Annotated in this window: 12 protein-coding genes and 1 tRNA gene; 2 read left to right on the top strand and 11 right to left on the bottom strand. The window is 71.6% G+C overall.

Annotated features, from left to right (window positions below; translation table 11 throughout):
* Window positions 1-42: 42 nt before the first annotated feature.
* Window positions 43-1,248: a branched-chain amino acid ABC transporter substrate-binding protein gene (locus tag ACFFCA_RS08090; RefSeq protein WP_375483588.1), complete on the bottom strand. Its 1,206-nt coding sequence runs from the start codon at window positions 1,246-1,248 to the stop codon at window positions 43-45.
* A gap of 181 nt (window positions 1,249-1,429) precedes the next feature.
* On the bottom strand, window positions 1,430-2,017 hold the full coding sequence (locus tag ACFFCA_RS08085) for an ANTAR domain-containing response regulator (protein WP_375483586.1): 588 nt from the start codon (window positions 2,015-2,017) through the stop codon (window positions 1,430-1,432).
* A 111-nt stretch (window positions 2,018-2,128) separates the two neighbouring features.
* Here ACFFCA_RS08085 and ACFFCA_RS08080 point away from each other — a divergent pair.
* Window positions 2,129-2,212: transfer RNA gene (locus ACFFCA_RS08080), tRNA-Leu, on the top strand.
* 89 nt (window positions 2,213-2,301) lie between these two features.
* Here the strand turns inward: ACFFCA_RS08080 and ACFFCA_RS08075 are convergent.
* From ACFFCA_RS08075 to ACFFCA_RS08050, 6 genes are all read right to left on the bottom strand, one after another.
* Window positions 2,302-3,195, bottom strand: a complete 894-nt coding sequence (locus ACFFCA_RS08075; protein ID WP_375483584.1) for an acyl-CoA thioesterase — start codon at window positions 3,193-3,195, stop codon at window positions 2,302-2,304.
* On the bottom strand, window positions 3,188-4,615 hold the full coding sequence (gene pyk, locus ACFFCA_RS08070; RefSeq protein ID WP_375483582.1) for a pyruvate kinase: 1,428 nt from the start codon (window positions 4,613-4,615) through the stop codon (window positions 3,188-3,190). The genes ACFFCA_RS08075 and pyk overlap by 8 nt, the downstream gene beginning before the upstream one ends.
* A gap of 134 nt (window positions 4,616-4,749) precedes the next feature.
* Window positions 4,750-9,327 (bottom strand): glutamate synthase large subunit, encoded by a 4,578-nt coding sequence (gltB, locus tag ACFFCA_RS08065; RefSeq protein WP_375483580.1) that lies wholly within the window; start codon window positions 9,325-9,327, stop codon window positions 4,750-4,752.
* Between the two features lie 145 nt (window positions 9,328-9,472).
* Window positions 9,473-11,818, bottom strand: a complete 2,346-nt coding sequence (locus tag ACFFCA_RS08060; RefSeq protein ID WP_375483578.1) for a [protein-PII] uridylyltransferase — start codon at window positions 11,816-11,818, stop codon at window positions 9,473-9,475.
* Window positions 11,793-12,131, bottom strand: a complete 339-nt coding sequence (locus ACFFCA_RS08055) for a P-II family nitrogen regulator (protein WP_375483576.1) — start codon at window positions 12,129-12,131, stop codon at window positions 11,793-11,795. Before ACFFCA_RS08055 ends, ACFFCA_RS08060 begins: the two co-directional genes overlap by 26 nt.
* A gap of 4 nt (window positions 12,132-12,135) precedes the next feature.
* Window positions 12,136-13,506: an ammonium transporter gene (locus ACFFCA_RS08050; RefSeq protein WP_375483574.1), complete on the bottom strand. Its 1,371-nt coding sequence runs from the start codon at window positions 13,504-13,506 to the stop codon at window positions 12,136-12,138.
* A gap of 163 nt (window positions 13,507-13,669) precedes the next feature.
* Between ACFFCA_RS08050 and pepN the strand changes: the two genes are divergently transcribed.
* Window positions 13,670-16,135, top strand: a complete 2,466-nt coding sequence (pepN, locus tag ACFFCA_RS08045; protein ID WP_375483572.1) for an aminopeptidase N — start codon at window positions 13,670-13,672, stop codon at window positions 16,133-16,135.
* A gap of 23 nt (window positions 16,136-16,158) precedes the next feature.
* On the opposite strand, the gene ACFFCA_RS08040 is transcribed toward pepN, so the two are convergent.
* The 3 genes from ACFFCA_RS08040 to ftsY are packed head-to-tail and all read right to left on the bottom strand — an operon-like array spanning window position 16,159 to window position 19,640.
* The gene (locus tag ACFFCA_RS08040) at window positions 16,159-17,337 is read right to left on the bottom strand and encodes a glycine C-acetyltransferase (RefSeq protein ID WP_375483570.1); all 1,179 of its coding nucleotides are present in this window, start codon (window positions 17,335-17,337) and stop codon (window positions 16,159-16,161) included.
* A 1-nt stretch (window position 17,338) separates the two neighbouring features.
* Window positions 17,339-18,382 (bottom strand): L-threonine 3-dehydrogenase, encoded by a 1,044-nt coding sequence (tdh, locus tag ACFFCA_RS08035; RefSeq protein ID WP_375483568.1) that lies wholly within the window; start codon window positions 18,380-18,382, stop codon window positions 17,339-17,341.
* Window positions 18,383-18,431: 49 nt separating this feature from the next.
* Window positions 18,432-19,640 carry a signal recognition particle-docking protein FtsY gene (gene ftsY, locus ACFFCA_RS08030; RefSeq protein WP_375483567.1) on the bottom strand — a complete coding sequence of 403 codons (1,209 nt, stop codon included), beginning with the start codon at window positions 19,638-19,640 and terminating at the stop codon, window positions 18,432-18,434.
* Between the last annotated feature and the right edge of the window lie 56 nt (window positions 19,641-19,696).

Raw genomic sequence — 19,696 nt, 5'->3', positions numbered from 1 at the left:
CGAGATCTGGGACGCCCCTGAGCGGTCGAGCGTCGTCTCCGACTACTTCTGCTGGGTGATGTCTCCCAGCAGGTCGATCTTGCCGTTCTTCTGCTCGTACAGGTTGACGGTGGCCTGTGCGACCTCGCCGCTCTTCTGGAACTTCACCGTCGTCGTGATGCCCTGGTAGTTCAGGCCGTTCACGGCCGACTCGACCGACTGCCGGGTCGGCGTGCCGCTCTTGGCGGCCGTCGCGATCGCGGTGATCAGCGCGTTGGTCGCGTCGTAGGCCTCGGGCGAGTACGTCGACGGCGGGGTGTTGTACTTCGCCTGGTAGGCCTTGGTGAAGGCCGCCGCTGCCGGCGCCGTGACTGCGTCGAGGCAGCCACAGGCGAAGTAGTAGCCGTTGCCGGCCGAGCCTGCGGTGCTGGTGAAGATCGAGGACTTGCCACCGTTGCCGGAGATCTCGAAGCCCGTGTAGCTGACCGCCTTCAGCGCCTTGGCCAGCAGGCCGGCCTGCGCGTCGTACCCGGCGTAGTACATGGCCTGGTCACCGGAGGACTTGACGGTCTGGGCGATCGCGCTGTAGTCGGAGGTCGGGGCGATGCCCTGGCTGCTGACCTTGACGCCCTTCTTCTTCAGCTCGGCACGGACGACGTCGCCGACGCCGGCGCCGTACGTCGACTTGTCGTCGACCACGAAGACGGTCTTGAACTTCTTGGCGAGGTAGTCGGCGGTGGCCAGACCCTCGACGCCGTCCGTCGGGACGATGCGGTGGAACGTCGTGTACCCGGACTTGGTCAGGGTCTCGTTGGTGGCCGACGGGCTGATCAGCGCCATGCTGGCCTGCGCGTACTTGGCGCCCGTGGCCGTGGTGGGCCCGGAGAAGGCGGGGCCGACCACGCCGAGGACGCTCGCGTCCTGGATGAGCTTCGCGGCCGCGGCCGGGGCCTGGTTGTTGGTTCCGCCGTCGTCGGACGGCTCGCCGGCGATCTTGAAGTTGTACTTGCCGGAGGAGTTGGCCTGCTGGATCGCGAGGTTGAACGCGTTCACCTCGTTGATGCCCAGCTGCTTGTTGTCGCCGGACAGCGCGCCCTGGAAACCGATCTTGTAGGTCTTGCCGCTGGTGGCTCCGCCACCGCCGGCGGCCGAGCTGCTCGAACCGCCACCGCCGCCGAGGCCGCCGCTCTTCTTGCTGCCGCCGCCGCTGCTGCCGCAGCCGGTGAGGGCGAGGGCACCTGCTGCTGCCAACGCCACTGCCGAGGTCATTACGCGAGATCGCACTGCTGTGCCTCCTGTGAGGGCATGTAAGGGGCCATCGACCGTCGTGTCTTGACGGCGATCGGTTGGGCGGACGTTAGCCGATCGGATGCCCCGTTGGTACCGGCGCCACGAGCTCGGCCGGGGTCGTAACCAAATCTCCATCGAGTAGCGGGTCGATATGTCCGTTCTACCGGTCGGTAGCCACAGCGGTTTCTGCGTCACCGCTCAGGACGAGCTCGGCGACGGCCCGCATCGAGGTGCGGTTGTCCATGGCGGCGCGCTGGATCCAGCGGAACGCCTCGGGCTCGCTCAGCGCGTGCTCGGTCATCAGGGCCCCCTTCGCCCGCTCGATGAGCTTGCGGGCCTCGAGCCGTTCCCGCAGGCCGGTGACCTCGGACTCCAGGGCCCGCATCTCCGCGAAGCGGGTCGTCGCCATCTCGATGGCGGGCAGCAGGTCACGCTTCTGGAAGGGCTTCACCAGGTAGGCCATCGCGCCGGCGTCCCGCGCCCGCTCGACGAGATCGCGCTGGCTGAAGGCGGTCAGCATGACGACCGGGGCGATCCGGGCGTCGGTGATCTGGGCAGCCGCGGCGATGCCGTCCATCTTCGGCATCTTCACATCACAGATGACGAGGTCGGGACCGAGGTCCTGGGCCAGTGCGACCGCCTGCTCGCCGTCGGCCGCCTCGCCCACGACGTCGAAACCCTCTTCTTCGAGCATCTCGCGCAGATCGAGCCGGATGAGCGCCTCGTCCTCGGCGATGAGGACTCGCATCGGCGCCGACGCGGGTGGAGTGGCTGATGGTGCGGAGGCCACGGTCGTCCCTCTCGGTTCGTCTTTGAACGAGTCATCAGCCTAGACCGGCTAAGATTTCCAACGCGTGACGCCCCTGTGATGGAACGGGAGACATGGTGCCCTCAAAAGGCACTGCCGAAAGGCGTGTGGGTTCGAATCCCACCGGGGGCACCAGCACCAATCCGCCTTCCCGCCCGTCGTGGTCGCTGACAGGCCTGAACGCGCGACCACACCGGGCGGGAAGCGGCAACGCCGACGACGGGTCAGCCGCGGACGCGGATCAGGCCCTCCTGCACGACGCTGCACACGAGCGTCCCGTCCTGGCGGTGGAAGCGTCCGGTGGCCAGCGCCCGGCCGCCCGACGCCGACGGTGACTTCATCGTGTACAGCAGCCACTCGTCGGCCCGGAAGGTGCGCTCGAACCACATCGCGTGGTCCAGCGAGGCCATCATGACCGTGCCCTGGTTGGCCAGTCCCTGCCGGGCCAGCGCGGCGTCGAGCAACGTCATGTCCGAGGCGAAGGTGAGTACGCAGACGTGGAGCAGCGGGTCGTCGGGCAGCTTTCCGTCGGCTCGCATCCACACCCGCGACACCCCGTCGTTCGGTCCCACCCCGTCGCGCTCCCAGGGCGCGGCGTCGACGTAACGCACGTCGATGGGGCGCGGGCGGTCGCGCCAGTAGTGCTCCGCGCGGGGGTCGGCGCGGTACCGCTCGGTGAAGGTCGGCAGCGTCGTCGGCTCGGGTGCGGCCGGCATGTCGCTCTGGTGGTCCAGCCCGTCCTGCGCCAGCTGGAAGGACGCCGAGAGCGTGAAGATCGCTTTGCCCCTCTGGACCGCGGTCACCCGACGTACCGAGAACGACCGTCCGTCGCGGACGCGGTCGACCTCGTACACGATCGGCATCGTCGGGTCGCCGGCCCGGATGAAGTAGGAGTGCAGCGAGTGCACGAGACGGTCGGGCTCGACGCTGCGGCCGGCCGCGACGAGCGCCTGCCCAGCGACCTGGCCGCCGAACACCCGCTGCGAGCGCACCTGCGGGCTGCCGCCGCGGTAGATGTCGACCTCGATGCGTTCCAGGTCGAGCAGGTCGACCAGGCCGTCGACGGCGGCCTGGCCGGCGAGTGCAGGGGCGTCCGGCGGGTCCGGTGCCTCAGCCATGCCGCAGGACGTCGCCGATGTGGTGCACCCGGATCGTGTTGGTGGCCCCGGGGGTGTTGGGCGGGGTGCCGGCGACGACGATGACCAGGTCGTGCGGGTGGCAGACGCCGCGGTTCAGCAGCGCGGAGTCGACCTGGCGCACCATGTCGTCGGTGGTGTTGACGCTCCAGACCAGGTGAGCCTCGGCTCCCCAGACCAGCGCCATCTGGCGCTGCACCGTCTCGATCGGGGTGAAGACCAGCAGGCGTTGGCGGGGCTGCAGCCGGGACAGCCGGCGCGCGGTGTCGCCGGTCTGGGTGAACGCGACGAGGGCCACGGCACCGAGCGCGTCGCCGATGTCCTTGGCCGCCTTGACGAGCGCGCCGCCCGACGTGCGAGGGGTGTGCCGGAGGCCGCGGACGTCGGTGCCCGACTCCTCGACGGAACGGATGATGCGGCTCATCGTGGCCACGGCCTGCACCGGGTACTTGCCGACGCTGGTCTCGCCGGACAGCATCACCGCGTCGGCGCCGTCGATGACCGCGTTCGCGACGTCCGACGCCTCGGCCCGCGTCGGGCGCGAGTGCGTGATCATCGACTCCAGCATCTGGGTGGCGACGATGACGGGCTTGGCGTTGTCGCGGCCGATCTGGACGCAGCGCTTCTGCACCATCGGCACCTCTTCGAGGGGCATCTCGACACCGAGGTCGCCGCGGGCGACCATCATGCCGTCGAAGGCCAGCGCGATCTCCTCGAGCCGCTCGACGGCCTCGGGCTTCTCGATCTTGGCGATGACCGGCACGCGGACGCCGACGGCATCCATGACCCGGTGGACGAGCTTGACGTCCTCGGGGTTGCGCACGAACGACAGCGCCACGAAGTCGACGCCCAGCGACAGCGCGAACTCGAGGTCGGCCGCGTCCTTCTCGGACATGGCCGGGACGCTGACGTCCACCCCGGGCAGCGACAGCCCCTTGTTGTCGCTGACCACGCCGCCCTCGGTGACGTCGCAGACGACGTCGGTGCCGTCCTCGACCTCGACGGCGATCAGGGCGACGTTGCCGTCGTCGACGAGCAGCCGGTCACCGGGGCGGACGTCCTCGGCCAGGTTCGTGTAGGTCGTCGAGACCCGGTCGTGGGTGCCGACGACGTCCTCGACCGTGATGCGCACCCGCTCGCCGGTGGCCCAGAGCACCGGGCCCTCGGCGAAGCGGCCGAGGCGGATCTTGGGCCCCTGCAGGTCGGCCAGGACCGCCAGGTTGCGGCCGGCGGCCTTGGCCGCGGCCCGCACCTCGTGGAAGCGGCGGCCGTGGTCGGTGTGGTCACCGTGGCTGAAGTTCAGGCGGGCGACGTCCATCCCGGCCTCGACCAGCGCCCGGGCGCGCTCCGGCGTGTCCGTGGCCGGACCGAGGGTGCAGACGATCTTGGCGTGGCGGTTCACGAGCGAGCTCTGCGAGCAAGCGAACGGGGAGCTTGGCCGTCGGCGGCCGGAGCGAAGCGGAGGTCGGTCACCACTCCAGCGTAGGGCGACCCAGGTCACAGGGTCGAGCCGCCGCCTGCGTCACTGCTTGTCGGTCAGCTGCGGGCGGCGGCCATGACCGCGGTGTCGACGTCCTCGCCGGCCTCCTCGGCACGCCTCGTGGCGTCGAGCACGCGCTGGAAGTCCCGCGGCACGATGACGGAGAACCGGCCACGGGCCGCGCCCCAGTCCGCCAGCAGCGCCGCCCCGACCGCGGAGTCGGTGTACGCGACGTGCGCCTCGACCACCGTGCGCAGCGCGTCGGCCTCGTCCGGGCCCAGGTCGGCCAGCGCCCGGACGTCGACCAGCTCGGCGTTGACGAGCGACTCGTCGAGGTCGAGCACGAAGGCGTAGCCGCCGGACATCCCGGCCCCGAGGTTGCGCCCCACGCGGCCCAGGACGACGGCGGTGCCGCCGGTCATGTACTCCAGCGCGTGGTCGCCCACCCCCTCGGCCACGACGGTGGCGCCGGAGTTGCGCACGCAGAAGCGCTCGCCGACCACCCCGCGCAGGTAGATCTCGCCGGCGGTGGCCCCGTAGGCGATGACGTTGCCGGCGATCACGTTGTCCTCGGCCACGAACGTGGCCCGCTCGTCGGGACGCACGGACAGCACCCCGCCCGACAGACCCTTGCCGGCGTAGTCGTTGGTGTCGCCCAGCAGCCGCAGGGTGATGCCCCGGGGCACGAACGCGCCTAACGACTGCCCGCCCGACCCGCGGAAGGTGACGTCGATCGTGCCCGCCGGCAGGCCGTCGGCGCCGTAGCGCCTCGTGACCAGCGAGCCGAGCATGGTGCCGACCGTGCGGTTGACGTTGCGTACCGGCAGCTCCAGCGTCACCGGCGACGCGTCGAGCAGGGCGCCCTCGCACAACTGGATCAGCGTGTTGTCAAGCGCGGCCTCCAACGCGTGGTCCTGCTCGCGGGACGCGGTGAGCGATTGGCCGTAGGGGTTCTGCGGCTCGGCCAGGATCGGCCCCAGATCGAGCCCGTCGGCCTTCCAGTGCTCGATCGCGCGCGATGTGTCGAGCGACCCCACCTGTCCGATCGCCTCCTGCAGGGTGCGGAAGCCCAGCGACGCCAGCAGCTCTCGCACCTGCTCGGCGATGAAGGTGAAGAACGTCTCGACGAACTCCGGTGTGCCGGTGAACCGCTCGCGCAGCAGCGGGTTCTGCGTCGCCACTCCCACCGGACAGGTGTCGAGGTGGCAGACCCGCATCATGATGCAACCGGACACGATGAGCGGTGCGGTCGCGAACCCGTACTCCTCGGCGCCGAGCAGCGCAGCGACGACGACGTCGCGGCCGGTCTTCATCGCCCCGTCGACCTGCACCGAGATGCGGTCGCGCAGGCCGTTCAGCAGCAGCGTCTGCTGGGTGTCGGCCAGGCCGAGCTCCCACGGCAGGCCGGCGTGCTTGAGCGACGTCATCGGGGCGGCACCCGTACCGCCGTCGTGACCGGAGATGAGCACGACGTCGGCGTGCGCCTTGGACACGCCGGCGGCCACGGTGCCGACGCCGGCCTCGCTGACCAGCTTGACGTGCACCCGCGCCTGAGGGTTGGCGTTCTTGAGGTCGTGGATCAGCTGCGCGAGGTCCTCGATCGAGTAGATGTCGTGGTGCGGCGGCGGCGAGATGAGCCCGACGCCGGGCGTCGAGTGCCGCGTCCGCGCGATCCACGGGTAGACCTTGTAGCCCGGCAGCTGGCCGCCCTCGCCCGGCTTCGCGCCCTGGGCGACCTTGATCTGGATGTCGTCGGCGTTGACGAGGTAGTGGCTCGTCACCCCGAACCGGCCCGACGCCACCTGCTTGACCGCCGAGCGCCGCAGGTCGCCGTTGTCGTCGGCGGTGAACCGGCGCTCGTCCTCACCGCCCTCGCCGCAGTTCGAGCGGCCGCCGAGCCGGTTCATGGCGATGGCCAGCGTCTCGTGGGCCTCGGCCGAGATCGACCCGTAGCTCATCGCGCCGGTGGCGAAACGCTTGACGATCTCGGACACCGGCTCGACCTCGTCGATCGGCACCGCCGGTCGCAGATCGGTGCGCAGTTCGAACAGCCCGCGCAGCGTGCCGCCGTCGCGGTTCATCGCCTCGATCTTCTCGGTGTACTCGCGGAACACCTCGTACCGGCGACCACGGGTGGCGTGCTGCAGCAGGAACACCGTCTCGGGGTTGAACAGGTGCAGCTCGCCCTCGCGCCGCCACTGGTACTCGCCGCCCACCTCGAGACGGCGGTGCGCCCGGGAGGTGGCGATGAGCGGGAACGCCAGGGTGTGCCGTGCCTCGACCTCGTCGGCCAGGGTCCGCAGCCCGACGCCGCCCAGACGGGACGGCGTGCCGCCGAAGTACTCGTCGACGAGCGCCTGGTCGAGGCCGAACGCCTCGAACACCTGCGCGCCGGTGTAGGACGCGATCGTCGAGATGCCCATCTTCGACATCACCTTGAGCACGCCCTTGGACAGCGCCTTGACGTAGTTGCGGATCGACGCCGCGGCGTCGCCGCCCGCGACCGCGCCCGTGGCGATCAGGTCGTCGATGGTCTCGAAGGCCAGGTAGGGGTTGACGGCCGCCGCGCCGTAGCCGATGAGCAGCGCGACGTGGTGGACCTCGCGGGCCTCACCGGTCTCGACGACGAGCCCGACCTGGGTGCGCTGGCCGGTGCGGACGAGGTGCTGGTGCACGGCCGAGGTCAACAGCAGAGACGGGATCGGCGCGTGGTCGGGGTCGCAGTCACGGTCGCTGAGGATGAGGATGCGCGCGCCGGCCTCGACCGCCGCGGACGACTCGCGCCGCACCCGCTCGAGCGCGGCGGCCAGCGCTTCTCCCCCGCCGTGCACGCGGTACCGTCCGTCGATGAGCTGGCACTGGAAGCCCGGCATGTCGCCGTCGGCGTCGATGTGCCAGATCTTGGCCAGTTCCTCGTTGTCCAGCACCGGGCGAGGCAGCACGATCTGACGACACGACGCCGGCCCCGGGTCGAGCAGGTTGCGTTCGGGGCCGATGCCCGCCGACAGCGAGGTGACCAGCTCCTCGCGGATCGCGTCCAGCGGCGGGTTGGTGACCTGTGCGAACAGCTCGGTGAAGTAGTCGAAGAGCATGCGGGGACGCTTCGACAGCACGGCCACCGGGGTGTCGCTGCCCATCGAGCCGATCGGCTCGACGCCGCCCGCGGCCATCGGGGCGATGAGGACGCGCAGCTCCTCCTCGGTGTAGCCGAAGATCTGCTGACGGCGGGCCACCGATTCGTGGGTGAACACGACGTGCTCGCGGGCCGGCAGGTCGGCCAGCGCGACGATGCCGGCGTGCAGCCACTCGTCGTAGGGGTGCTCCGCGGCCAGCTCGGCCTTGAACTCCTCGTCGGAGCGGATGACGCCGCGCCCGGTGTCGACGAGGAACATCCGGCCCGGCTGCAGACGGCCCTTGGCGACGACGGTGGCCGGGTCGATGTCGAGCACGCCGGACTCGCTGCCGAGCACGACCAGCCCGTCCGAGGTCTGCCACCAGCGACCGGGGCGCAGGCCGTTGCGGTCCAGGACGGCACCGATCACGGTGCCGTCGGTGAAGTTGACGCACGCCGGGCCGTCCCACGCCTCCATGAGATAGGAGTGGAACTCGTAGAACGCGCGACGGTCGGCGTCCATGGCCGGGTTGTTCTCCCACGCCTCCGGGATCATCATCAGCACCGCGTGCGGCAGGCTGCGACCACCGAGGTGCAGCAGCTCCACGACCTCGTCGAAGGTCGCCGAGTCGCTGGCGTCGGGCGTGCAGATCGGGAACAGCCGCTTGAGCTCACCCGGGATGAGGTCGGATTCCAGCAACGCCTCGCGGGTGCGCATCCAGTTTCGGTTGCCGCGGATGGTGTTGATCTCGCCGTTGTGGGCGATGTAGCGGAACGGGTGCGCGAGCGGCCACGACGGGAACGTGTTCGTCGAGAAGCGCGAGTGCACCAGGCCGATGGCGCTCTCGAAGCGCGGGTCGGCGAGATCGGGGAACACCTCGCCGAGCTGGTCGGTGGTGAGCATGCCCTTGTAGACCAGGGTGCGCGTCGACAGCGACGGGAAGTACAGCTCCAGCCGGTTCTCCCGCGCCCGCCGCTCGCTCACCTTGCGCAGCGCGAAGGCCCGCCGCTCGAGCGCCAACCCCGACTCGCCGTCGGCCCCGCCGAGGAACAGCTGACGGAACCGCGGCATGACGCCGAGCGCAGTCGGTCCGAGCTCGTCGGTGACGACCGGGACGTCGCGCCAGCCCAGCACCACGAGGCCCTCGTCGGCCGCCACGGCCTCGACGAGCTCGACGACCGCGTCGGCCTGCTCGTCGTCGCGGGGCAGGAACGCGGTGCCGACGGCGTACGCGCCGGCCTCCGGCAGCTCGAACCCGGTGACCGCGCGCAGGAACCGGTCGGGCACCTGCACGGTCATGCCTGCCCCGTCGCCCGACGACGGCTCGGCGCCGGCGGCACCCCGGTGGTCGAGGTTGTGCAGGGCCGCGAGGGCCTGCGACACGATGCGGTGGCTGGGCCGGCCGTGCAGGTCGGCGACGAAGGCGACGCCGCACGCGTCGTGCTCGAAGGCCGGGTCGTACAGACCCTGCGCGGGCGGCACGGCCGAGAACGGCAGACGGCCCGTCGGCTCAACAGTCATTCGGTTCCTGTCCGGGTCTGGGACTGGGGTGGGACAGCGTCGGCCCGCACAGCGCGCTTCAGGTTACCGGCAGGTTTCACCCGGTTCGTAGCCGATTCCGTGTGACGAAGTTCGCCCCGGCCCGCGACCCCGGAAATGCTGGGCGTCAGCCGCTCCAGGCCTGGCGCAGCTGGTCCTCGAGCTGCGCCCGGTGACCCGGGTCGACCAGGGCGCCGTCGCCGTCGGTGACGTAGAAGGCGTCCACGACGACCCCGGCCACCGACGAGACGCGGGCGGAGCGGACGTCCAGCCCGGCCCGTTCCAGGGCCCGGGTGATCCGGGACAGCAGCCCGATCTCGTCCTCGCCGCGGAACTCGACGACGGTGGCGTCGGCCGAGTCGTCGAACCAGTGCACGGTCATCCGCAACGGCACACCCTCGGGGCGGCGGGAGTACGTGCGGGCCTTCTCGCGCAGTTTCTCGTCCAGCCCCAGCTCGCCGCGCAGTGCGCGGGCCAGGTCGTTGCGGACGAGGACGGGCTCGGGCATCTTGCCGAACCGGGGCGACACGACGAACCGGTTGACCGCCATACCGGCGTGGGTGCGGATCGAGGCCTCGCGGATGTCCAGCGCGTGCAGGGCGAGCACCCCTGCGGTCCGGTAGAGCGCGCCGGCGTCGTCGGTGGTCGCGACCACGACCTCGTTGGGGCGGAGCACCACGGCGAGGTCGCCGGTCTCGGCGAGCGCGCGCCGTTCGTCGTCCAGCGGCGGGACGGTGGCGACCTTCCGGCCGCCGATCGAGGCCTGTACCCGCCGTACGAGGTCGGCGACGAGCTGACCCTTCCAGTCGCTCCACGCGGCGGGGCCGGTGGCGCGGGCGTCGGCGACGGTGAGCACGTGCAGCAGGGCGAGCAGTTCGAGCGACCCGCCGACGAGGTCGCGGACGATGCTGACCGTCATCGGGTCGTCGAGGTCGCGGCGCGTGGCCGTGTTGGGTAGCAGCAGGTGGTGGTGCACGAGGTCCTCGACGACCTGCACGTCGTCGGCGGCGAAGCCCATCCGTTCGACTATCGCGCGCGCGATGGCCGCACCCTTCACCGAGTGGTCACCACCCGGGTCGCCCTTGCCGATGTCGTGCAGCAGGGCGCCGACGAGCAACAGGTCCCGGCGCTCGACGTCCCCGTCGTCGGCGGCGGCCGCCGACGCCGTCTCGAGCAGGTGCCGGTCGACGGTGAACCGGTGGACGGGGTTGTGCTGGGCGCGGCAGCGCACCGAGTCCCACTCGGGCACGAGCGCGGCCAGCAGCCCGGCCTGGTCCAGGGACTCGAGCACGGCGGTACCCGGCTGGCCCGCGCCGAGGACGGCCAGGAAGTCGGTGCGCACCGCCTCGGGCCACGGCGTCGGCACCGGGCCGGACTCGCTGGCCAGGCGCTCCAGCGCGAACGGGGCGATGGGCAGGTCGTGCTCCGCGGCGACCCGCGCCACCCGGGTGACGAGCCCGGGGTCGGCCCACGGGTCGGCGTCGCGGGCCAGCACGATCTCGCCGTTGTGCGAGACCACGTCGCGAGCCAGACCGATCCGCTCGGCGCCCTGGCGCGAGCCGAACGGCCAGCGACGCGAGGTCCGGGCCTGCTGGCCGGCCACCCGCCGCCACGCGACGTCGAGCTCGTGGGCGATGCTGCGCGCCGCCTCGTTCACGCGGCGCAGCAGGACGTCCCGCGGCTCGTCGGGGTCGCCGTTCTCGGCGTGCAGGCCGAGCGCAGCGGCCACGCCGTCGTGCTCCTGCTGGCGCAGCACGTCGTCGGCGCGGCCGGTCTGGCGTTGCAGCTCGCCGCGGACGTCGAGCAGCAGCGGGTAGGCCTCACGGACCCACACCGGGTAGTCGACGAGCTGGGCGGCGGCCAGCGCGTGCAGCGCCTGGGCGTCCCGCAGGCCGCCGCGTGAGTCCTTGAGGTTGGGTTCGAGCAGGAACGCGGCCTCGCCGGCCACCGCCCATCGGGCCCGTGACGTCTCGCGCATCTCGTCGAGGCGTTTGGCGGCGCTGGAGCGCCAGATGTCGAGCACACCGCTGCGCACCGCACCCGTGAGCCCGGCGTCGCCGGCCACGTGCCGGATGTCGAGCAGCCCCAGCATGGCCTTGAGGTCGTCCTTCGCCACGGACAGGGCCTGGTCGGGGGTGCGGACGGAGTGGTCGAGGCTGATGCCGCTGTCCCAGATCGGGTACCAGACGGAGTCGGCGATCTCGGTCAGCGCTGGATTCTTGCCCTCGTACAGCAGCACGAGGTCGAGGTCGGAGTACGGCGCCGGCTCGCGCCGCCCGAGCCCGCCGACGGCGACGAGCGCGACACCGTCCAAATCGTGGCCGTTGCCGAGCAGCAGGTCCTGCAACCAGGCGTCGTAGGCCGCGGCCAGTTCGGTACGCAACGGCGCACCGACGAGTCCGGGCCGGCGCAGTACGCCGGCCCGGACCTCGCTCAGTGACTGTCGCTCAGAGTGCGTCGGCGTCGCGTTCACCCGTCCGGACCCGGATCAGCGTGGCGACGTCGGACACCCAGACCTTGCCGTCACCGATCTTGCCGGTGCGGGCGGCCTCGACGATGGCGGCGACCAGCTTGTCGACGTCGGAGTCGGAGCAGATGAGCTCGATGCGCACCTTGGGCACGAAGTCGACGGTGTACTCGGCGCCGCGGTAGACCTCGGTGTGGCCGCGCTGGCGGCCGAAGCCCTGGACCTCGCTGACTGTCAGCCCCTGCACCCCGAGCACCTCGAGGGCGGCTTTGACGTCGTCGAGCTTGAACGGCTTGACGACCGCGGTGATCTGCTTCATGACGTCAGACTCCCTTGCCGGTCGGGACGGGTCCGGCCGCCATGCCGGTGAGCACGCCGCCGCCGATGCTGGACGACGTGCTGTAGGCGGACTCGGCGTGTTCGGTCTCGTCGATGCCGGTGATCTCGTCCTCCTCGGAGATGCGGAAGCCGCCCAGCTTCTTGATGATCGTGCCCAGAACGTAGGACACGATGAAGGAATAGGCGAACACGGACAGCGCCGCGATGACCTGGACCAGCAGCAGCTTGCCACCGCCACCGTAGAACAGGCCGCGCTTGGCCTCGACGAAGCCGGCCAGGCCGCCGTGGTCGAAGCCGAAGAACCCGATCAGGATGGTGCCGGTGAGGCCGCCGACGAGGTGCACGCCCACGACGTCGAGCGAGTCGTCGAAGCCGAGCCGGTACTTCAGCCCGACGGCGACGGCGCAGAGCATGCCGGCGATCAGGCCGATGGCGAGCCCGCCGATCGGGCTCACGTACCCGCAGGCCGGGGTGATGGCGACCAGGCCGGCCACCGCGCCGGAGGCGGCGCCGACCGTGGTGGGCTTGCCGTCGCGCAGCTGCTCGACGATCAGCCAGCCGAGCACCGCGGTCGCGGTCGCGGCGGTCGTGGTGGTGAACGCGAGGCCGGCGGTGCCGTCCGCCGCGCCCTCGGAGCCGGCGTTGAACCCGTACCACCCGAACCACAGCAGGGACGCGCCGAGCAGCACGAACGGGACGTTGTGCGGCTTCATCGGGTCACGACGCCACCCGACCCGCTTGCCCGACACCAGACACAGGGCGAGCGCCGCGGCGCCGGCGTTGATGTGCACCGCGGTGCCACCGGCGAAGTCCTCTGCGCGCAGCTTGTTCAGGATCCAACCCGAGCCGAAGACCCAGTTGGCGACGGGGAAGTACACGATCGTCACCCAGAGGACGACGAAGGTGACCCAACCCCAGAACTTGGTGCGGTCGGCGATCGCGCCGGAGGCCAGCGCCGGGGTGATCACCGCGAACATCAGTTGGAACATCGCGAACACCAGCACCGGCACGCCGACGGCGTTGTTCGAGCTGATGACCGCGGTCGGGTTGCCCAGCCCCGCGAGGTTCGACGTCCAACCGATGAACCCGCCGAAGGTCTTGCCGGTGGTGTCGCCCCAGCGGGTCTGGCCGAACACCGCCGAGTACCCGTAGAAGATCCACAGCGGGGTCACCACCGCGAGGCACACAAAGTTCATCATCAGCATGTTCAGCACGCTCTTCGAGCGGACGAGGCCGCCGTAGAAGAACGCGAGGCCGGGCGTCATGAGCATGACCAGCGCCGCCGAACCGATGATCCACGCGGTGTTGCCGGAATCCAGCTTCGGCGCCGCGGCTACCGCCAGGGTCAAAGACACGAAAGGGCTCCCCCAAACTCGATCGGTGCGCACCACCAGGGGGTGCGCGCTTGGCCGCTAGAGTTTCGGCACCAGGTTTCGTGAACCCCTCAGCCGTGTTTCACGCGTGTAACCGACACCGGGCGGGGCGCGGCGCGAGGGCGGCGGGCGATCGGAGGGTGTCGTGACCGGCCTCACCAGGACGACAGCGCAGGCGCGGGCGGCGCAGCTCCGGGTCAGCGGCTATGCAGTGGCGCTCGACCTGCGTGAGGGCGGCGACTATTTCACCTCTGTTACCAATATCCGGTTTGTCGCCCACCCCGGCGACCGGGGTGCAGGGCCCGTCGACACGTTCGCCGACGTGCGGCCGAGCAGCCTGCGCGCCGTGCGCCTCAACGGGCGTGACCTCGACACCGACGCCTGCTTCGACGGGGCCACGGGCCGCGTGACGTTCGTGCCGGACGCGGGCGAGAACGAGCTGGTGGTCGACGCCGTGATGGCGTACTCGGGCGACGGCGAGGGGCTGCACCGGCACGTCGACCCGGCCGACGGTCGCACCTATCTCTACGCGATGTCCTTCCTCGACGCCGCGCCGCGCTGGTTCGCCTGCTTCGACCAGCCCGACCTGAAGGCTCCCGTCGAGCTGGACGTGCGGTGCCCGGACGAGTGGCGCGTCGCCGGCAACGGGCCGGCCACCGAGCTGGAGCCCGGCCGGTGGCAGGTGGCGGCCACCGGGCCGCTGGCCACCTACTTCACGACGCTCGTCGCCGGGCCGTACCACGAGGTACGCGACGGCCACGACGGAACGGTGCTGGTGCTACACGTCCGGCAGTCGCTGGCCGAGCACCTCGACCGTCAGGCCGAGCGCCTGTTCGCGCACACCAAGCACTGCCTGGACGAGCTGAACGGGCTGTTCGGCGTGCGCTACCCGTGGGGCGAGTACCACCAGGCCTTCGTGCCGGACTTCAACGCCGGCGCGATGGAGAACCCGGGATGCGTGACGCTGCGCGACCAGATGATCTTCCGGTCCCGGGCGACGGACGCCGAGCTGGCCGACCGCGACGTCACCATCGCACACGAGATGGCGCACATGTGGTTCGGCGACCTCGTGACCATGCGGTGGTGGGACGACCTGTGGCTCAACGAGTCCTTCGCCGAGTACCTCGGCCACCGCGTGTGCGGCGAGCAGACGTGGCCCGCGTTCGGCATCGAGCGCAAGTCGTGGGGGTATGCCGCCGACCGCCGCCCGTCGACGCACCCCGTGGCGGGCAACGCCGCCGCCGACACCGAGGAGGCTCTCGGGGCGTTCGACGGCATCTCCTACGCCAAGGGCGCGTCCGTGCTGCGCCAGCTGGCCACCCGCCTGGGTGACGACCTGTTCCTGACCGGGCTGCGCGGCTACGTCGCCGCCCACGCGAACGGCAACGCCGAGTTCGCCGACCTGATCGCGGCGTGGAACGCGGCCGGCGCCCAGGACCTCGACGCGTGGGCCCGCGACTGGCTGCGCACGTCCGGGCTCGACACCCTCGCCGTCGAGGGCGACACGGTCGTGCGGACCTCCGTCGACGGCGCGCGCCGGCCGCACGCCGTCGCGGTGGCCCGGTTCGACGGCCGCGGGGCCGAGGCCGAGCGGCACGACGTCGTTGTCGACGCCGACCGCGTCCCCCTGGCCGGCCCCAAGCCACTGGACGAGGGTGGCCCGGGCCTGACGCTGCTCGACCCCGGCGACCGCACCTGGGCCAAGATCACGGTCGCCGACTGGCCGACGGTGCGCGACGTCCTGCCGGTGCTCGCGGACCCGTCGGCACGCGTCGTCCTCTGGAACGCGCTGCAGCTCGCCGTCGCCGACGCCGACGTCGACCCCCGCGCCGCCCTCGACCTGGTGGCCGGCGCCGTCGCGCCCGACACCGACGCCGTGCTGGCGCGGGTCGGCCGCTGGGCGGCACGTACCGCGAGCACCTACGTGACACCGGCGGACCGCGACGCCTCCGTCGACCCGGTACGGCGGGCCTTCGGCGAGATCGTCGCGTCGGCCGACCCCGGGTCGGCCCGTCAGCTCGCCGCCTTCCGGCTCGCCGCCGCGGCCGAGCCCTCCCCCGACGCGCTGCAGGGCTGGCTCGCCGGGGCGGTGGCCGACGGCATCGAGGTCGACCACGAGCTGCGGTGGCTGCTGCTGGGCCGGCTCGCCCAGCTCGGCGAGCTGTCGGCGTCGCAGCTCGCCGACGAGCAGGCGGCCGACCCGACCTCGACCGGCGCGCTGCGGGCCGCCTACTGCCGGGCCGCCACGCCGACACCGCAGGCCAAGGCCGAGGCGTGGGAGCGGCTCGTCGCCGACGGCCAGGCGTCGAACTACGAGCTCTACGCGCTCGCCGAGGGGTTCTGGGTACCGAGCCAGCACGAGCTCACCGCGCCCTACGTCGAGCGGTACTTCGACGACGTCGTGACCGCGGCGGGGTTGCGGTCGGGCTTCGTCGTCGAGCGCCTCACCGCGCTGCTCTACCCGTGGACCGCGGTCGAGGACGACACCTGGGCCGCGACGCAGCGCCTGCTCGCCCGCGACGACCTGCACGCCGGGCTGCGCCGGTCCGTCGTCGACGCGGGCGACGACCTGCGGCGGGCCCTCGAATCCCGGCGCCGCTTCGCCCGCTGACAGTTCTCCCGCTCGTCAGCTGGTCAGGTGGTGACGTCGCGCGCGGCGACGAACGCGGCCACACAAGTGTCGACGTCCTGCGCCGCGTGCGCGGCCGAGAGTTGGACACGGATGCGGGCCTTGCCCTGCGGGACCACCGGGTAGCTGAACGCGATCACATACACGCCGTGCGCCAGCATCGCGTCGGCGATGCGCGCCGCGAGCGCCGCGTCGCCGAACATGACCGGCACGATCGCGTGCTCGCCGGGGAGCAGGTCGAAGCCGGCCTCGGTCATCAGGCGCCGGAAGCGCTCGGCGTTGTCGCGCAGCCGGGCACGGTCGTCGGCGCCGTGCGCCACCCGGGCCAGCGCGGCCCGCGACCCCGCGACCACCGACGGGGCCACCGCGTTGCTGAACAGGTAGGGCCGCGCACGCTGGCGCAGCAGCTCGACGATCTCGGCGCGGGCGCTCACGTAGCCGCCCGACGCGCCACCGAGCGCCTTGCCGAGCGTGCCGGTGTTGACGTCGACGCGGTCCTGCACGCCGAACAGGTCGGGCGTGCCCCCGCCGTGCGGGCCGACGAAGCCGACCGCGTGCGAGTCGTCGACCATCACCAACGCGTCGTAGCGTTCGGCCAGGTCGCAGATCTCGGGCAGCGGCGCGAGGTAGCCGTCCATCGAGAACACCCCGTCGGTGACGACGAGCCGGCGGCGGGCGCCCTGCGCGTCGGCCAGCTTGGCCTCGAGGTCGGCCATGTCGCGGTTGTGGTAGCGCGAGCGTTGCGCCTTGCACAACCGGATGCCGTCGATGATCGAGGCGTGGTTCAGTTCGTCGCTGATGACGACGTCGCGCTCGTCGAGCAGCACCTCGAAGACACCGCCGTTGGCGTCGAAGCACGACGAGAACAAGATGGTGGCGTCGGTCCCGAGCAGCGTCGACAGCTCGCCCTCGAGCTCGGTGTGCTGGGTCTGCGTGCCGCAGATGAAGCGCACGCTGGCCATCCCGAAACCCCACTCGTCGAGCGCGGCCCGCGCCGCGGCGACGACCTCCGGGTGGTCGGCCAGGCCGAGGTAGTTGTTGGCGCAGAAGTTCAGGACGTCCTTGCCGCCCGAGACCACCCGCAGCCCCTGCGGTGAGTCCAGCGGACGCTCGTGCTTGTAGAGCCCGGCCGCCCGGATCTCGTCCAACGTGGCCGTCAGCTCGGCCTGCACCGTTCCGTACACGTCACACCGTCCAATCCAGTACGACCTTGCCGCACCGCCCGGCGCGGGCGGTCGCGAAACCCTCGGCCCAGTCGGCCGCAGCGAAGCGATGGGTGATCACGCCCGAGATGTCGAGTCCGGAACGCAGCATGGCGCTCATCGCGTACCAGGTCTCGAACATCTCCCGGCCGTAGATGCCCTTGATCGTGATCATGTGGGTGACGACGCGCCCCCAGTCGATCTCGATCGGCGTGCTGGGCAGCCCCAGCATGGCGACACGGCCGCCGTGGTTCAGGTTGGCCAGCACCTCGGGCAGCGCCGAGGCATGACCGCTCATCTCCAGCGCGACGTCGAACCCCTCGACCATGCCGAGGCGCTGCTGGGCGTCCGCGATGTGCTCCCGCGAGACATCGACGGCCAGGTCGACGCCCATCGACCGCGCGAGCTCGAGCCGGTAGGGCGAGACGTCGGTGACCACTACGAAGCGGGCGCCGACGTGCCGCGCCACCTGCGCGGCCATCAGCCCGATGGGTCCGGCCCCGGTGATCAGCACGTCCTCGCCGACCAGCGGGAACGACAGCGCGGTGTGCACCGCGTTCCCGAACGGGTCGAAGATCGCGCCGAGATCGGGATCGATCGGCGCCCCGCTCGGCGAGACCGTGTGCACCCACACGTTCGACTCCGGCAGCACGACGTACTCGGCGAACGCGCCGTCGCGGTTCACGCCGATGGACGACGTGCGGATGCACAGGTGCCGGCGTCCGGCCCGGCAGTTGCGGCACGTACCGCAGACGATGTGCCCCTCGCCGGACACGAGGTGCCCGACCCGGACGTCGCGTACGGCGTCGCCGACCTCGACGACCTCGCCGCAGAACTCGTGGCCGGGGACCAGCGGCGCGTCGACGGCGCCCGCCGCCCAGTCGTCCCACGACTCGATGTGCAGGTCGGTGCCGCAGATGCCGGTGCGCAGCACCCGGACCTTGACGTCGGCCGCGCCGGTCGTCGGCTCCGGCCGGTCGACCAGTTCGAGGCCGGGCGCGCCGGCCGGCTTGTAGAGCGCCCTCACGACTGCTGACTGCCCCTTCCGGCCGCCTGGGCCCGGTTGGTACGGGTGATCACGGGACGGGGTCGCCGAGCAACGCGTCGACGAAGCTCTCGGGCTCGAACGGCGCGAGGTCGTCGGCGCCCTCGCCGAGGCCGATCAGCTTGACCGGCACCCCCAGCTCGCGCTGCACGCTGATGACGATGCCGCCCTTGGCCGTGCCGTCGAGCTTGGTCAGCACGATGCCGGTGATGTCGACGACCTCGGTGAACACCCGCGCCTGCACCAGCCCGTTCTGCCCGGTCGTGGCGTCGAGCACGAGCAGCGTCTCGTCGACCGGACCCTGCTTCTCGACGACCCGCTTGACCTTGCCGAGCTCGTCCATCAGGCCGACCTTGGTGTGCAGGCGACCTGCTGTGTCGATGAGGACCGTGTCGACCTTGCGCTCGGTGCCCTGCTTGACGGTGTCGAACGCGACGCTGGCCGGGTCGCCGCCCTCGGGCCCGCGGACGGTGTCGGCCCCGACGCGCGAGCCCCACGTGGCGAGCTGATCGGCGGCGGCGGCGCGGAAGGTGTCGGCGGCGCCGAGCAGCACCGTGCGGCCGTCGGCGACGAGCACGCGGGCGAGCTTCCCGCAGGTCGTGGTCTTGCCGGTGCCGTTGACGCCTACGACCATGACGACGGCCGGACGGTCGCCCTCGGGGGTGGAGTGCAGGGTGCGGTCGAGGTCGGGCCGCAGGGCCTTGACGAGCTCGTCGGAGAGCAGCGCGCGCAGCTCGCCCTGCGATCGGGTGCCGAGGACGCGGGTGCGGGTGCGCAGGCTCTCGACGATCTCGGTGGTGGCACCGACGCCGACGTCGGCGGCGAGCAGGGCCTCCTCTACCTCGTCCCAGGCCTCGTCGTCGAGCTTGTCGCGGGACAGGACCGACAGCAGCCCGCGGCCCAGGGTGGTCTGCGACCGGGCCAGGCGCGCCCGCAGCCGGGTCAGCCGGCCTGCGGTGGGTTCGGGGGTCTCCAGGGCCGGAGCGGTGTCTGCGGTGTCGATGGTCGACTCGACGGGGACGTCCACCAGGGGTGCCGCGGTGGCCGCCGTACCCGCCGGCGAGCCGCGTGGGGGCGCCGCGGTGTCGACCCCACCGCCCGGCGGCGCGTCGTCACCGGCCGGGAGGGTCTCCGGGGGCGGGGGCGCCTCGACGCCGCGCCGGGACCGCGGGATGACGAGGGCGGCGACCACGAGCAGCGCCAGGACGACGATCGCTATCGCGACGAGGACATAAACCACGTAACCATCCTCGCAGGCGACCCTCGGGGCCGTGCATGTGACGGAGCGTCCCCCGG

Source organism: uncultured Jatrophihabitans sp., assembly GCF_964252635.1.
In the GTDB taxonomy this organism is placed as follows: Bacteria; Actinomycetota; Actinomycetes; order Mycobacteriales; family Jatrophihabitantaceae; genus Jatrophihabitans.
Note: the sequence above shows the minus strand (reverse complement) of the source record. Positions and strands in the feature narration are given on the sequence as shown.

What these genes read in the sequence shown, in the direction of transcription:
- ACFFCA_RS08085 (WP_375483586.1), bottom strand. Translation starts at nt 2,017, where the DNA reads ATGCGAGTCCTCATCGCCGAGGACGAGGCGCTCATCCGGCTCGATCTG.
- ACFFCA_RS08090 (WP_375483588.1), bottom strand. Translation starts at nt 1,248, where the DNA reads ATGACCTCGGCAGTGGCGTTGGCAGCAGCAGGTGCCCTCGCCCTCACC.
- ACFFCA_RS08055 (WP_375483576.1), bottom strand. Translation starts at nt 12,131, where the DNA reads ATGAAGCAGATCACCGCGGTCGTCAAGCCGTTCAAGCTCGACGACGTC.
- ACFFCA_RS08075 (WP_375483584.1), bottom strand. Translation starts at nt 3,195, where the DNA reads ATGGCTGAGGCACCGGACCCGCCGGACGCCCCTGCACTCGCCGGCCAG.
- gltB (WP_375483580.1), bottom strand. Translation starts at nt 9,327, where the DNA reads ATGACTGTTGAGCCGACGGGCCGTCTGCCGTTCTCGGCCGTGCCGCCC.